The sequence below is a fragment of the Carboxylicivirga fragile genome (assembly GCF_050589805.1).
Classification (GTDB): Bacteria; Bacteroidota; Bacteroidia; order Bacteroidales; family Marinilabiliaceae; genus Carboxylicivirga; species Carboxylicivirga fragile.
Map to the genome: position 1 here is coordinate 19,081 of NZ_JBNGOY010000003.1, position 14,828 is coordinate 33,908.

12 protein-coding genes are annotated in these 14,828 nt (G+C 37.2%); 4 read left to right on the forward strand and 8 right to left on the reverse strand.

The features are described from left to right. The first annotated feature begins 61 nt into the window (after positions 1–61). On the forward strand, positions 62–1,333 hold the full coding sequence (locus ACRD7B_RS01875) for a bile acid:sodium symporter family protein (RefSeq protein ID WP_430822754.1): 1,272 nt from the start codon (positions 62–64) through the stop codon (positions 1,331–1,333). A gap of 30 nt (positions 1,334–1,363) precedes the next feature. Here ACRD7B_RS01875 and ACRD7B_RS01880 read toward each other — a convergent pair whose 3' ends face one another. The 4 genes from ACRD7B_RS01880 to ACRD7B_RS01895 all read right to left on the reverse strand — a co-directional run bounded on the left by ACRD7B_RS01880 (position 1,364) and on the right by ACRD7B_RS01895 (position 4,926). Next, on the reverse strand, positions 1,364–1,552 hold the full coding sequence (locus tag ACRD7B_RS01880; protein WP_430822755.1) for a hypothetical protein: 189 nt from the start codon (positions 1,550–1,552) through the stop codon (positions 1,364–1,366). A 29-nt stretch (positions 1,553–1,581) separates the two neighbouring features. Next, complete coding sequence (locus ACRD7B_RS01885) at positions 1,582–2,685, reverse strand: aminotransferase class V-fold PLP-dependent enzyme (protein ID WP_430822756.1); 1,104 nt, start codon at positions 2,683–2,685, stop codon at positions 1,582–1,584. 102 nt (positions 2,686–2,787) lie between these two features. Beyond that, the gene (locus ACRD7B_RS01890; RefSeq protein WP_430822757.1) at positions 2,788–3,501 is read right to left on the reverse strand and encodes a porin family protein; all 714 of its coding nucleotides are present in this window, start codon (positions 3,499–3,501) and stop codon (positions 2,788–2,790) included. A 114-nt stretch (positions 3,502–3,615) separates the two neighbouring features. Beyond that, positions 3,616–4,926, reverse strand: a complete 1,311-nt coding sequence (locus ACRD7B_RS01895) for an ADP-ribosylglycohydrolase family protein (RefSeq protein ID WP_430822758.1) — start codon at positions 4,924–4,926, stop codon at positions 3,616–3,618. Positions 4,927–5,293: 367 nt separating this feature from the next. On the opposite strand from ACRD7B_RS01895, the gene corA reads away from it, so the two are divergent. Beyond that, positions 5,294–6,358, forward strand: a complete 1,065-nt coding sequence (gene corA, locus ACRD7B_RS01900; protein WP_430822759.1) for a magnesium/cobalt transporter CorA — start codon at positions 5,294–5,296, stop codon at positions 6,356–6,358. A gap of 178 nt (positions 6,359–6,536) precedes the next feature. After that, positions 6,537–6,959, forward strand: coding sequence for a large-conductance mechanosensitive channel protein MscL (gene mscL / locus ACRD7B_RS01905; protein WP_430822760.1), 423 nt, complete (start codon positions 6,537–6,539; stop codon positions 6,957–6,959). Positions 6,960–7,066: 107 nt separating this feature from the next. Here mscL and ACRD7B_RS01910 read toward each other — a convergent pair whose 3' ends face one another. Both ACRD7B_RS01910 and ACRD7B_RS01915 read right to left on the reverse strand, forming a co-directional pair. Next, the gene (locus ACRD7B_RS01910; protein WP_430822761.1) at positions 7,067–8,896 is read right to left on the reverse strand and encodes a glycoside hydrolase family 2 protein; all 1,830 of its coding nucleotides are present in this window, start codon (positions 8,894–8,896) and stop codon (positions 7,067–7,069) included. An 83-nt stretch (positions 8,897–8,979) separates the two neighbouring features. After that, positions 8,980–9,873, reverse strand: a complete 894-nt coding sequence (locus ACRD7B_RS01915) for an SMP-30/gluconolactonase/LRE family protein (protein WP_430822762.1) — start codon at positions 9,871–9,873, stop codon at positions 8,980–8,982. A 292-nt stretch (positions 9,874–10,165) separates the two neighbouring features. On the opposite strand from ACRD7B_RS01915, the gene ACRD7B_RS01920 reads away from it, so the two are divergent. After that, entirely contained in the window at positions 10,166–10,711 is a 546-nt protein-coding gene (locus ACRD7B_RS01920) for a hypothetical protein (protein ID WP_430822763.1), read from the forward strand. A gap of 200 nt (positions 10,712–10,911) precedes the next feature. Here ACRD7B_RS01920 and ACRD7B_RS01925 read toward each other — a convergent pair whose 3' ends face one another. Next, the gene (locus ACRD7B_RS01925) at positions 10,912–11,823 is read right to left on the reverse strand and encodes a glycyl-radical enzyme activating protein (protein WP_430822764.1); all 912 of its coding nucleotides are present in this window, start codon (positions 11,821–11,823) and stop codon (positions 10,912–10,914) included. Positions 11,824–11,997: 174 nt separating this feature from the next. Continuing rightward, a complete protein-coding gene (hypD, locus tag ACRD7B_RS01930) occupies positions 11,998–14,517 on the reverse strand; it encodes a trans-4-hydroxy-L-proline dehydratase (protein ID WP_430822765.1) in 2,520 nt (839 codons plus the stop codon). Positions 14,518–14,828 lie beyond the last annotated feature (311 nt).

The window sequence follows — 14,828 nt, forward strand, 5'->3', positions numbered from 1 at the left end:
ACCAAAATAATTGTATTTTAGATGCTATAAGCGATGTATAAATATTTATAGCAAGATTCTGATGAGAAAGTATTTTATTATAACGGCAAGTGTTTTAATCCTTATTTCGCTTGTCCTCTTTATAACAGAGCGTTTAAGTCTGGCACCAATATTCTTAATTTCTGGAATTATTGGCTTGGCGATTTTTACAAATAAAATAAAATTTTGGGGAGGTTTTTCTTTCTCTCTATGGATATTAGGGGCTGTTGTAGCATCGCTTTCTTACCCTGAATACTTTCTCTCGATTGGAGATTTTAAAACTGAGTTACTTATTGTTCCTCTGCTTCAGCTAATCATGTTTGGCATGGGGTCACAGATGAGTTTAAATGATTTTGCGGGTGTCATTAAAATGCCTAAAGGTGTATTAATTGGAGTTGTTTGCCAGTTTACAATTATGCCAGTTATAGGTTTTTCGATTGCTTACATCTTTAAATTTCCACCTGAAATAGCTGCAGGAATTATTTTAGTTGGGTCATCGCCAAGTGGCATGGCTTCCAATGTTATGTCATTTATTGCAAAAGCCAATTTGGCCTTGTCGGTTACTTTAACCGCTTTTGCGACGCTTTTATCGCCCTTAATGACGCCTTTGATGATGAAGATATTTGCTTCAGAAATGGTGACAATCAATTTCCTTGATATGATGGCTGGGATTTTTAATATGGTTATTTTACCAATTTGTGCAGGTCTGATATTTAATCTATTTGCCTTTGGTGACAACACAAGAAAGACCAAAATTATTCAGCTTCTGGCTTATTTTGCTATCATAGTTATTAAGAATATTCTTAACTCTGTAGGAGGAGATTCTGTAATGTATTACGAATTTTTTAAAGGTGTATTATTTGATGGTTTGAATTTCATTGTCTTGCCTATTATTGTTGCGCTAGCCTTTAAAAACTTTATGAAAGAAGGCCGAGAGACACTGAATAAGATTCTTTCTTTTACGTCTATGTTTGGTATTGCAGTAATTATCGTTGTTATTACAGCTGCAGGTAGAGATAGCTTGCTTGAAGTTGGCTTGATGCTAATATTGGCCTGTTTACTTCATAATACATTGGGATATGGATTGGGTTATTCGCTTAGTAGATTATTTGGACTTAAAGAACAAGATTGCAGAACCATTGCTCTTGAGGTAGGTATGCAAAACGGGGGATTAGCCTCGGGATTGGCACTTCAAATGGGTAAGGTAGCTACCGTTGGATTGGCTCCAGCGGTTTTTGGTCCACTCATGAATATTACTGGTTCAACGCTTGCATCGTGGTGGAAAAATAAAGTGCCATCAGAGAAAAAGAAGTAAGACTGTTTTGTGATACCTGAAATTGTCTATTTAGGCGAGCTCATTCAATAAGTTTTCATACTCTTCAAAGCGGTGTTGACGAATTGGTCGTACCTTAGGTTCAGTACTAAAGTGTAATAATAAGCAGGGACTTATGTTTTTATATTCTTTTACATATTCGTAGGATTCTAGCTCGTTGTTTTTTATGCGTTGCTTTATTTTGTTGTGGTATGGATACATCTGAATTTGTATATCAAAGTTTGTTGAGATTAAATTAAACTAAGAAATATTCTAATTTCCTCTTCTGTTGTGAAAAAATTAGGACTAACCCTGATATTCTCTTTTTGCAAAGTCAACAGAATCTTTGCTTCTGTGAGCTTTTGGTAAAGTGCTTTTGTCTTGGTTATTGAACCTGCATTAAAATGAACGATGGCTGTTCTTTCTTCTCGCTTTTTTATTGGTGTTACAATGGTATAGCCTTTCTCCTTTAGTCCCTTGATCAAAACATCTGTATGTACAAGCACTTTTTCATATATGGTTTCAATTCCTATCTCAAGGAGTAATTCAATTCCTGCCGACCATGCATCAAATAGGGAATAAGCAATTGTACCAGTCTCAAATCTTCTAGAATCCTCATGATACGAAAGTTCCTTATAAGTATTTTCCGCTGCATACATGCCTGGCATTATAGGATTAACCCTATTTATCACTTTTTTGTTCACGTATAAAAATCCTGTTCCATGCATGCCAAGTAACCATTTAAAACCACAGCCAGCCATAATGTCTATCTGATCTCTTTCTATGTCAATTGGTATCATGCCAGCGGCTTGTGCCACATCAACCACAAATAAAGCTCCCATGTTATGAGCTAGTTCTCCAATGGCTCTTAGGTTCGGTCTAAAACCACTGTTGTATCGAACCGCGGCAAGAGTTACAATACGGGTTTTATGATCGATCAGTTTTTCAAAAGCTTCAGGATCAATACTGTTGTCATTATTCGTTTTTACAAAGCGAACTTCAATACCTTTATCTTTCAGGTTTAACCAAGGGAAAGTATTGTTCCAGTGCTCTCGTTCGGCAAGTACGATATTATCCCCTTTATTCAGATTTATGCCTTGGGCAATAATTCCTAATCCAGCTCCTGTACTTGTTACCAAGGCATACTCATCAGGTGATCCACCCAATAGTTTAGAGAGTAGCTTACGTGTATCATTGCGATTGAATGCTTTTTTGCCAAGCGGGTTAATTTCTGTTTTTAAATAGTTCTGAAGTCTCTTGTTAACCAAAGTATTCAATGGTGCCTGTGAAGCACTATTCAGATAAACAGCTTCTTTAGTTACCGGAAATAGAGAACGCAATTCTTCTAAGTTCATTTTTGCTTTTTTAATGGACTGATCCTTAATTACTGTACGACTCGTAATCTGGTATCTTTAGGAATAAACTCAGTTATGCTTACGATCTTAAAGGCATGATTTTCAACTTTCTTCTTTCTTTTTACCCAGACCAATAGGGATTTTAATATAGAAATAAACGGCAGAGTTTTTTATACTTTGATCAGGATTCTTACTAATGTCAGTTAGTCCGTAATAATAATTAACACCAACAGCCATGCTTTTTATCTCCTTTTTGAATTTATAACCAATACCTCCCAGCATACCTGCATCAATGTGTTTGTATTCATCTTTTACATCACGTGTGTAGGTAAGCTCACCATCAAACGCTGATCGATCAAAGGTGTCTTTTGGTTTATAAATTAAACCAAGCTGGGGTCCCAATTCAATGTACCATCGCTTTGCAAATCGCTGCTGAAAAAGAATAGGTACATAAAAGGCGGGAATTTTCTTCGTTAGCGTTGCATCTTTATAAACCTCATCGAATTCGGGATCACCCATTGAGTATGTAGGCATACCTGTGGCACCTACCTGAGATTTAACATGTACGCCTGTACTTAGGTAACTATTGTTTTTAAGCAGGATGTGAAAATAAAAGCCAAGATCAAAATTATTCATGGGCTCAGCATCGTCAATGGTGTAAATTGTAGAGCGATTCATGCCGCCAGAAAGGCCAAATTCGATATTAGGAGAATTTAATGCCTCGCCAAACAGTAGAGAGATGAGGATTTGAGAATTGCCTACAAAAGGTAAAAGTATAAAAAGACTTAAAATGACAATTCGTATGTATGTTTTCATAATTAATCTAGGATGAATTTATTTCTTTTTTTTATAAAGAAAACTAAAATATCTCTGATTTTAACAAGCAGTGCATACTTATTGATTTAGAAACTGTTTAAGTTTGATAATTCATTATTGTAATTTAGGAATTAGCCAGGTATTTGTTTTTAAATCAATCGTTCCTCCCATGTCTTCTTTTATTACCATATCAACAATGGATATTCCTTTTTGTGCCATGTTTTCAAAGGTGTCATTACCATCATTCGGAAAATTTTGACGCGTGCGGTGTATGTTGAAACGGTTTGAGAATTTGCGATCAAAAGCTTTTTCTACGCCATCTTTCCCAATCATGAAACCAAGCATGCCACCCCAGGTTGCTGTTGGGTTATCTGAATCCCAACCGGCAAGCGTACCTATTTTAATGGTTTCAACAATATCGCCCTCGCCATAAAATAAGCTAACCAGACTGGCTGCAAAGTTAATACCCGCAGCAAAGCAGCCATTGCAATACATTTCGCGAGATGTTAAGTCGTAGCCATCTTCCTGATTGATCTGGTATCTGACGTAGATTGAATCGCGTGTTTGTTCCCAGGGAATGCCACTTTTGTATAGTTGATAGGTGTAGTCATACATAAGTGATGCGTATGACTCTTCCGGTAAAACCTTTCTTGCTTCTTGTGCCATCCAATGAATTTGTTGGCTAATGGTATCAGAGTGATTTACTGATGCCAGAGCATACATGCTAACGTAGAATTTCGAAATGAACTCGGCATCTTCCCTTGCTGTTGTTTGAATTGGAAGGTGAGCCAGCTTTAGAGCTACATCAGGTCGGGTGGGAGCAAATAAACCAAATATTTCGGTGGTTAGTTGGGCATCAATCATGTCGTAATGCTCATTTAATGTTGGATTGCTGGTTTCAGGAGGCAGAATGCTATCGCCCATTAGGTCAAATGCTTTTTGGTTCGAAACCCATAGGAAGTTCTCTTCTTCCGACATAATGTGTTTTAACCACCCATCACGAATCTGTTGCGGTGTTAAAACGCTTGTTTGGAGGGTGTACATCAAATGTTGATACATGTATTCAATGTCTGTATCATCATCAGCTCCCCATATTTCAGAAGTGTCTCTGAATACAAAATCAATGGTTTCAGATAAATCACTTGGTACACCTTGTCCCCATATGCTGGGCTGATCTGCTTGTCCCCAATCGTGTCGGGTGTAAAAGTCACCGGTTTTAATTTCACCGATGTTACCAATTTTATCCATTTCGGTTACCAAGCCTGTCCAATTGGCAATGCATTGCCCCAGCCAAAAGCCATAAAGTTGATCGGCATATTTTTCGCGAGAAATAACTACTGTGCCATCGCTCTTTTTTGATTCATTAGTACGACCATTGCAGGCAAGTAATATTGCTGTTAAAAAGACGCTTAAGTATAGTTTCATTTTTTTGCTGTACATTAGATAGATATGATACTTATTCCTTGATGCAATCAGACTTATTCTGTAAGCCATATGCAATATAAAGAAAAATGCTTTATCACTTTAGTGCATAGGATAGAATTTATCAGTGTTCAACTTTTTAATTACATTGCTCTCACGAAGGATAACATCTTTACTAGTTTTGAGTAGTTGCTGATGTAACAGATTGGTGAAGTATTTTATGTAAAAATGAAAGCCAAAGCAATCGTGTTACTTAATATAGCTAAGAGATTTGTTGAAAAAGTTGAATAAGTATTCGACAACGCTGAGGAATATTCAAAAGAAATGATAATCGCGATAGGGCGAGCAAATAATTCAATTTACATGTGATATGGCAAGGTTTATTAAAGCAAAAAAAGAAGCAATAGGAATATCACCTGATGCGATTCTTTTTAGAGGTGAGAAAAAAAGTGACTATATAAGACTTCGAGTGCTTGATTTTGATTTGGAAAAGCTTGATGAATTTGAAGTTAAAAATGTTTGTGAAACTATTCGTTTCGATAACTCAACTACAACTTCATGGTTAAATATCGATGGACTGCATGATGAAAAAATTATGGAGGAGATATCATTGGGGTTTAAATTAGACTCATTGATCGTTCCAGAAGTGTTGAATACGCATGCAAGACCTAAGATTCAAGAATATGATAATTGCATCTGCATTTCTGTAAAGATGCTTCAATATAATGGGGTAGATGATCAAATTACAGCTGAAAACTTAGTCCTTATTATTAAGGAAAATTTGCTCATCTCTTTTCAAGAAAAAGAAGGAGACGTTTTTGAACCTATTAGAAAACGTCTGAGAAAAAACAAAAAACGAATTCGGAGCTCTGCCTCAGATTATTTAGCTTTTGCACTTCTAGATGTTGTTATTGATAATTACATCTACATAATAAGTCGAATTGGGGAGAAGATTGAATCCTTGGATGAAGAATTGATATCTAAACCATCTAATTCTACTTTGGAAGCTATAAATAAATACAAAGGTGAAATTATATATATTAGAAAAGCTATAAAGCCATGCCTAGAGATGATAATGAGTCTTGTTAAATTAGATTCAGAGTTGATGAATGAGAACATTGGTATACATTTAAAAGAACTTCAAAGTAATATAAATCAAGCTAATGATTTGTTGGATAGTTATCGGGAGATTCTATCCAATCAATTAAATATGTTTCATACAAATGTGAGTAATCAACTGAATGCTATCTTGAAATTCTTGACAATATTTTCAGTGATATTTATACCACTGACTTTTATTGCAGGTATTTATGGGACGAATTTTGATAATATTCCTGAACTTCATTATAAGTATAGCTACTTCATTATGTGGGGTGTAATCTTGGTAATAGCCATCTCCATGATAATTTATTTTAAAAGGAAAAAGTGGTTTTAGCATTGCATAAGGAATCATGAGCAAGCCAACAGTGATCATTAATTATAGCATATTGAAGTGTGAAAAAAATAAATAAAGCTTTGTGCAAGGATCTCATCAGTAATTCGTCAGCTGCGGAAGGAGCCATAAGGAATTTTATAAGAAGAAAGATTACATCATCACATTAATAAATGTTCGAATGAAAATAATCAAGGAATTCAAAGAGTTTGCCATTAAGGGTAATATGTTTGATATGGCAATTGGAATTATTATAGGTGTGGCATTTAATAAAATCGTATCATCTTTAGTTAATGACATTATTCTACCTTCCTTTAGTGTAATAATTGGGAAGGTTAATTTCCAGAATTTAAACATTGTGCTTCAAAATGAATTAACTGACCAAAACGGGAAAATCATACAAGAATTATTAGTAATACGATATGGTAATTTTATTCAGGTTGTATTTGATTTCTTTATTATTGCAATCACCGTTTTTTTGGTAATTAAGGTATTTAATAAATTGAGAAGAAAGGCTGAAGATGTAATGGATAATACCGTTAACACACCAAGGGATATTGAATTGTTATCAGAAATAAGGGATTTGTTAAAGGAAAAACAATAAGTGTTGCTAAAATATAACTGTTTCTCATATCCTTATATATTCAATTTGCCAGCTCTTAGTATTGTTTAACAATTAAAAGCAGGCACGTTTATGTTGATTTTAGTGGCTTATTTATTTTCTAATTCGGAATAGAATTTTTGCAAAGTAAAAAAGGCTTTTTTTCGATTGCCAGTTTCTGAGATTAAACCCTTACGATTCCATCCATCCTGATAGGGAATGAGCATGCGACGTGGCGAACGAAAATCGGCCAATATCCATGGTGTGATGCCGCTCAATTGTGGTATTTTAGCCAAGGTAGGTAAGGTTTCTTCATAGAGTAATTCCTGAAACTCTTCGCTCCATCGGGTCATGTTATCTGCATGATAGCCTTGTAAGGCACCAGCTCCAAATTCCGATATTATTACAGGTTTATCGATGTCGATTTCCCAACGAATATTTTTAATGTTATCAATGTCGCCGCCATACCAGCCATAATATTGATTAAAACTTAATATATCCACCATGTCGGCAAAAGGATCTTCCACGACCATGATGTTGTTATCGCTCTCTTTTCCATGGTCTTCAAGTGCTGCACTTATTAAACGAACCTTGTCCAATTTACGTGTTGTATTTACTAATTTTGATAAAAAGGCCAATCGTTCATCCGACATGGGTGTTTCATTAGCCATGGACCAAATTATGACCGAAGCGCGGTTCTTATCTCGATGTATCACTTCGCTCAGTTGTTGTTCAGCTTTTTTGTAGGTTTCAGGATTTCCCCACTGAATGGTCCAGTATACTGGTATCTCTTCCCACAGCAACAAGCCCATTTCATCAGCCAGTCGAACCATGTGTTCATTGTGCGGATAATGTGCCAGGCGAACAAAGTTACAACCTAGCTCTTTAGCCCAGTTCAGAAGCATACGTGCATCCTCCATGGAGTGAGCTCTGCCACCTCGCATTACATTTTCTTCATGAATGCAAATGCCTTTTAAGAAAACGGTTTTACCATTAAGTAAAATATCTGATCCACGCGTTTCTATTTGACGAAAACCTATTTTGTCCGTTACATTGTCCTCATTGGTATGCAAATTAACTGTGTATAGTTTTGGGTCTGTGTCGCTCCAGGCTGTATATTTTTTAAGGGGAATTGCAATAGCAATTGAACCATCAGATTTAGTGATGAATTCTTTCTGTAGATTAAGCTCGGGAATGCTGATTGTGACCTTGGAATTGGCTTTATTATTTCCATTTAATTGAACGTAACCACTTATTAATTTCGAATTATTTTCATCTAGTTGCAGGCTGTAATCTTCAATAAAAGTTGGACTTAGCTCATAAATAGTTACATTGCGGGTTATTCCACCATAATTCCACCAGTCGGTATTTAAGGTGGGTACTTCATCAGCAGCTCTTTTATTATCAACGCGCAAAATCACAAAATTATCTTTGGCTTTTAGCACATCAGTCATTTCGAAATTGAAAGGCGTAAAGCCTCCTTTATGCGTACCCAACTTTTTGCCATTTACATAAACATCAGCCCGATAGTTAACAGCACCAAAATGTAAATAATATCGTTTTGATGCATTATAATTGGGTAGATCAAAGGACTTTTTGTACCATAGGGTCCCTTCGTAATAAAACAATTTTTCCTTTTGTGAGTTCCAATCTCCCGGTACTAAAAGGGTGGGGGAAGCATCAAAATCATATTCCACCAAATCCATTTTGTTTTTTGGTTTGGTATTGGTGTAAAATGCGCCTGCTCCTGGATTGGGTGAGCCATCGTGGGGTTGCCATCGATAGTTGTAATAACCGGTTTCATACATGTCAACAATGTAATTCCATTTGCCATTTAGGCTAATGCCCTTTCGCAAATAGTTGTTGTGTAGTAAGTTGTTTGAGAAAATAGCGCTGAGATTTACTATTATAATTGCTGCAAGTAAGATGTATCGTTTCATTTACACTTATTAATTAGATCTTTTGAAAGATATGATTTTCTAAAATTAATTTGCACTTATTTTAGCCTAATAAGAGGGCTTAATTAATTTATACCTCGTCTGTTAATATCAACTCTGTAGATAGAAGTGCGTGCTGTGATATAAAGCTGTTCCCTGTTTTTTCCACCAAAACATACATTTGAAGGTCGTTCAGTGACTTCTATAGCATGCAAAAAATGACCGGATGAAGAATAGATATCAACACTGCTTTTCCCTCGAGGTGTTAGGTATAGGTTGCCCTTTGTATCAATCGTCATACCATCGCAACCCAATTCAACAAAGAGCTTCTTGTTATCAAGTGTGCCGTTTTTATTGATGTTATATTGGAAGGTTTTCCCGGCTTGAGCATCGGTTACATAGAGTATTTTACCATTGGGTGTTCCTATCAGTCCGTTAGGTTTTTTCAAATCGTTGCAAACTCTGATTACTGATGAACGATCAGGAAGAATGTAATAAACATGCATCCCATCCTGTGGAATATTCTTATCATCGCCACCGTATAATGGATCTGTAAAATAAATACCTCCCTTGGGATCGATCCATAAATCATTGGGTTGGTTGAAGCGTTGGCCATTAAACTTACTCGCCAGTATAGTTAGTTTCCCTTCGGTACTGGTTGAAGTAATTCTTCCTTCTTCGCCCTCGCATACCACTAGTGAATTGTTGCTATCGAAATATAAACCATTGGCCCTGCCACTTTCTGTGCGAAACGTATCCAGTTTATTTTCAATGGTCCAGATCAATATCATGTGATTTCGAATATCGGTGAAATACACATTGCCTTCGGCGTCAACGGCAGGACCTTCTGTGAATTTAAAGTCGCTGGCAAGCTTTTCAACTTCACCACATTTAATTGCATTAGACTTTTTATTCTGTGACTGAGAAAAGCTTGTGCACAGTATAAGTGCTAAGGTTGCTAGTAAAAGTTTTTTATTCATGGCGATAATTATTTTAGCTTAAGTTATGAAAAATCATTTAACTGGCCATTTTTTAATAAGATGTGATGATTCGATTTTTGAATTCTTTTCTATAAAATAGCTGTGCGATTCGCTTTACAAGGGAAAGATTCGATATTAAATTTGTTGGTTACTGGATTCCTCTTTCCTTTTTTGATCTGCATTAAAACGATAATGATTTCTCAAATTACACTTGAGTGTAAGGTGTTAACAAGTAGGTAAATATGAGTTTGAAAGTGAGCTCATTTATTTTAAAACTTAATATTACAGGCAAATGAAGGCTAAATTATCTCTTATCTTATTGGTTATCTGTTTGAGCTTGATGGGTGGATGCTCTGAATACTTCATGGAAAATGGTAAGTCTAATCTTAAGATAGTGCCATTTAAGGCTGATTTTACGGTTTATAATCACAGTGATATTAATGATAGAAGCTGTGGTGAAATGCCAATTTTCTTTCTAACAATGAAAGGAGAGGGCAATATTACCCATATGGGAAAAATAACAACTACCATGACTTTTTGTAACAATATGGAAGATGGTTCTTATTGGGGAACCACAGGTTGGTTTGTTGCGGCCAATGGAGATACATTGTTTCTTGAAATTCCCGAGGGACAAATTGTTCCCAATGATGAGTCAAATTCAGATTACTATCAAGCGAAGTTTAACGATCCAATGTACTTTACTGGCGGAACAGGTAAATACGAAGGGGCATCAGGCATGGCTATGACAAAGGCGTATGTGCATGACGTACCTGAAGAATGGCATACCGATTTTTTCAGTACCGGTAAATTGATTTTGGTTAAAAATAAAAACAAATAGCATTTGCTATAACAAGAAGAGGATATTCAAAAATATTTTTTGAGACCGTTCACTGAGCGAAGTCGAAGTGATTTTAAGTTGAATGTCAGCAAGGTGAGATTTCCATCTCGGCTTCCCCTTCGACAAGCTCAGGGATCAGTTCGAAGATCGTTCTATATTTTTTGGATACCCTCTTTTTTACAACTAAGGCAATTTACAGATTATCCACCAATCATGGCCTTAATGTCGTATGATTCAAAAATGGTAACTATTTCTTTTAAACGCTCAGGACTTGGTTCCGCCATTTCACCTTTATTATAATTTTCACCAAGCTTCTCGTATTTTTTCTCTGCAATATTGTGAAAGGGTAAGAGGTTAACCAATGGCTTTTTGCCTTCCAGGTTAGCTATAAATTTTGCTGATTCATGTATGTTATAATCATCGTCATTAACTCCTTTGATAAGTGGAATACGGATGTTCATAGCAACCCCTGTGGCAGCCAGTGTTCTTAGATTGTTTAATATCTTTTGATTAGGCATGCCTGTCCATTGACTGTGTTTCTCAGAGTCCATCATTTTAAGATCGTACAGAAAATGATCAGTTCGTTTGGCAACTTCCATCAACACTTCTGGTGAAGCATATCCCGTGGTGTCAACACAACGATGAATTCCTTCATTGCCACATGCATCTAAAAGAGGAATTAAGAATTCATGATGTAGCAAGGGTTCGCCACCTGAAAAGGTAACACCGCCTTCGGATTTATCCATCAATAAGATTTCCTTTTTAATTTGGCTCATGATCTCTTCTGTACTCATTAATTTGCCAGTCATTTCGATGGCTTTAGTTGGACATACATCGGCACAGATTCCGCACAGAGTGCATGCTTCAATATTGGTTGCAATGCCATCAGAAGTTAGCGATAAGGCGTTCTCAGGGCATTGTTTAACGCACTCTTCACATGAAATGCATTTACTGTTGTTGTACATCTTCTGCTGATGTTTGTGCTGGCTTTCAGGGTTGTGACACCAGGCACAGCGCAACGGACATCCTTTTAAAAAGATGGTGATGCGAATACCAGGGCCATCGTTTATGGCATAGCGCTTAATGTCAAATATTAAAGTGGGTTGATTCATGTTGAGAATGCGTGTGTAGTTCAGTTAGTGTTGATTCAATATTTGTAAAAATGAATGCTCATCGAGCATAGCCGAGATGATAATAATTTAGTCTAAATAAAAAAGATCACTTCGGCTTTGCTCAGTGAGCGCATTTGATTATAAATTTCGAACAGCTTTATTTAAAGCCTAAACTTAAAACGATTCGTTTTCAGTACGATCAATAACTTCTTGCTGAAGGTCGGCATTCATGTCGTTAAAGTAATCGCTGTAGCCTGCCATTCGCACCAATAAATCCTTATAATCTTCTGGTGTTTCCTGCGCCGCCTTTAAAGTTGCAGTATCCACAATGTTGAATTGAATGTGATGTCCGCCTAGCGTGAAGTAGCTACGAATGAGTTGACCCAGTTTCGCAATGTCTTCATCACGTTTTAACAAACTTGGTAAAAAACGCTGGTTCAACAGAGTACCACCAGAGCGCGTATGATCAAGCTTGGTAAGTGAACGGATTACTGCGGAAGGACCGTTAATATCGCAGCCATGTGATGGCGATGTTCCATCAGAAATAGATTTAGCGGCTAAGCGACCGTTAGGCGTGGCTCCCATTACCTTTCCAAAGTATACGTGACATGTGGTCGATAGCATATTTAAGTGGTATTCGCCACCTTTTACGTTTGGTCGGCCATCAATGGCATTAATTAAATCATCGTAAACCTTTAGGGCAATGTCATCGGCATAATCATCATCGTTACCAAAAAATGGTGTGCGGTTTAAGATGGTCTGACGTAAAAATTCTTCACCTTCAAAGTTTTTAGCTACCGCCGTAAGTATCCGATCCATATCGAAAGTTTCCTTTTCGAATACATGGTGTTTAAGTGTTGATAAACTATCGGTTACAGTTGCCAGTCCAGTACATTGAATGTAGTTGGTGTTGTAACGTGGCCCTCCATTGTAATAATCTTTTCCTGTAGAGATACAATCTTCAATAACAACAGACAGGAAAGGAGCTGGTGCATACTTGGCAAACATTGTATCGATGTAATTGCTTACCTTAATTTTTTGATCGATGATGTATTTCATCTGCTTATGGAAAGCATTGTATAAATCATCGTAAGTTTTAAAGCTTCGAGGATCGCCGGATTCGCAACCAGCCACCTTACCAGTAACAGGGTCGATACCATTGTTAAGCGTTACTTCAAATATTTTTGGTACGTTTAAATAACCTGTCAACACATAAGCCTCCTTACCAAATGCGCCTACTTCGATACATCCACTGCAGCCACCTTCGCGGGCATCTTGCAAGGATTTTCCCATGCCAAGCATCTCTGTAATGTATGTCTCAGGACTAAAAACAGAAGGGTAACCATGGCCTTGACGAATAACTTTACATGCTTCGTTCAGAAATTTATCCGGGGTCTTGTGACTGATGTGAACCGACGATCCTGGTTGAAGAAGGTGAAGCTCTTCAACCACTTCAAGCATGATGTATGATACATCACTAACGCCATCTGAACCATCCGACTTAAGGCCTCCAATGTTGATGTTAGTGAAATCGTTATAGGTACCACTCTCCTTAGCCGTAATTCCTACTTTTGGAGGAGCGGTTTGGTTATTTACCTTAATCCACATGCAGCAAATAATCTCCTTAGCTTCTTCACGAGTTAAAGTGCCTTCAGCTATTTCTTTTTCGTAGAAGGGAGTGAGGTGTTGATCGAAATGGCCTGGGTTCATGGCATCCCATCCGTTTAATTCGGTTACCGTTCCAAGGTGCACAAACCAATACATTTGAACAGCCTCGTAGAAGTTTCGTGGTGCATTAGCTGGCACCCAACGGCAAGTTTCGGCAATCTTTAATAATTCAGTTTTGCGTTTTTCATCACTTTCTGTACGTGCTTTTTCTTCGGCCAAATCGGCATGGCGTTCTGCAAAAACAATGGCAGCATCACACGAGATATCCATGGCTTTAAGTTGCTCAGCCTTGTTATTGGCATCTGCATCGCTCATGTAATCCAAAGAGTCGAGGTGTGCTTTAATTTCTGTCTTAAAGTCAAGCATACCCTTTTTGTAAATTTTTCCATCGAGGGTAGTATGACCCGGAGCGCGTTGTTCCATAAACTCGGTGAAAAGGCCGGCCTCATAGGCTTGTTTCCACTCGGTAGGTACATGGTTGAAAATCCGTTCACGTTGTGTGCGGCCTTCCCAATACGGAATCACCTCTTTTTCGAAAGTGTCAATGTCTTCCTGGCTGATGGTGTATCGCTGCTGATCTCTTGTGTTAAGCACATGAAAATCTTCAACACTATGGCAGGTTAACTCTGGAAAGGTAGGAACTGCTTTGGGTATGGGGCCTCTTTCGCCAACGATTAATTCATCATCGCCCAGATAGATGGTTTTTTTCTCGCAATGATCCAAAAAAGTAAGGGCTCGCATTACTGGAATTGAGTGTTTACCATTGTGAGCTTTGTAGTATGCAGTTTGGTGAAGTGCTCTCTCAATGGAAATGCTTGGTTCGGCATCGAAACTAAGTTTACGTAGACGCTGAATTCTTGGGTTCATTCCTGGGCCAATTTTATTACCTAGTGGTTGGTAGAAGTTGCCTTCGGCTGAGGCGGCTCTTTCGGCTGGTTTATTAGATTCTTCTTTGCCTAATATTTCTTTTACGGTGGGAAGGTTAGCTCCATTGGGATCTATTTTGCCTTGTGGTATTTTTGTCATTGTTGTGGTATTATCTTTATGATACAAATCCCCAAAATGAATATTGGCAGTAAGCCTTAATTCAAGGGATAGATAAATTGTTTAGTTTGATTTGGTTTGCTTTCCTGGATTGAAAGCACGCAATTTTAGAAGTATGAAAAATTGCAATTAAGAATTGGTTTGTATGTAGAACATTAAGCACTCATACAAACAACGATAGCCTTTTATGATATTAAAATGATTTACCACCGCGATTTTATAATTATTATACGGGCAAAAATGGTAAAAAAAAATGGTAAAAAAAATAGATCACTAGTATTTGAGTATAACAC

What these genes read in the sequence shown, in the direction of transcription:
- ACRD7B_RS01885 (WP_430822756.1), bottom strand. Translation starts at nt 2,685, where the DNA reads ATGAACTTAGAAGAATTGCGTTCTCTATTTCCGGTAACTAAAGAAGCT.
- hypD (WP_430822765.1), bottom strand. Translation starts at nt 14,517, where the DNA reads ATGACAAAAATACCACAAGGCAAAATAGATCCCAATGGAGCTAACCTT.
- ACRD7B_RS01920 (WP_430822763.1), top strand. Translation starts at nt 10,166, where the DNA reads ATGAAGGCTAAATTATCTCTTATCTTATTGGTTATCTGTTTGAGCTTG.
- ACRD7B_RS01875 (WP_430822754.1), top strand. Translation starts at nt 62, where the DNA reads ATGAGAAAGTATTTTATTATAACGGCAAGTGTTTTAATCCTTATTTCG.
- mscL (WP_430822760.1), top strand. Translation starts at nt 6,537, where the DNA reads ATGAAAATAATCAAGGAATTCAAAGAGTTTGCCATTAAGGGTAATATG.
- corA (WP_430822759.1), top strand. Translation starts at nt 5,294, where the DNA reads ATGGCAAGGTTTATTAAAGCAAAAAAAGAAGCAATAGGAATATCACCT.
- ACRD7B_RS01880 (WP_430822755.1), bottom strand. Translation starts at nt 1,552, where the DNA reads ATGTATCCATACCACAACAAAATAAAGCAACGCATAAAAAACAACGAG.
- ACRD7B_RS01925 (WP_430822764.1), bottom strand. Translation starts at nt 11,823, where the DNA reads ATGAATCAACCCACTTTAATATTTGACATTAAGCGCTATGCCATAAAC.
- ACRD7B_RS01895 (WP_430822758.1), bottom strand. Translation starts at nt 4,926, where the DNA reads ATGAAACTATACTTAAGCGTCTTTTTAACAGCAATATTACTTGCCTGC.
- ACRD7B_RS01910 (WP_430822761.1), bottom strand. Translation starts at nt 8,896, where the DNA reads ATGAAACGATACATCTTACTTGCAGCAATTATAATAGTAAATCTCAGC.
- ACRD7B_RS01915 (WP_430822762.1), bottom strand. Translation starts at nt 9,873, where the DNA reads ATGAATAAAAAACTTTTACTAGCAACCTTAGCACTTATACTGTGCACA.
- ACRD7B_RS01890 (WP_430822757.1), bottom strand. Translation starts at nt 3,501, where the DNA reads ATGAAAACATACATACGAATTGTCATTTTAAGTCTTTTTATACTTTTA.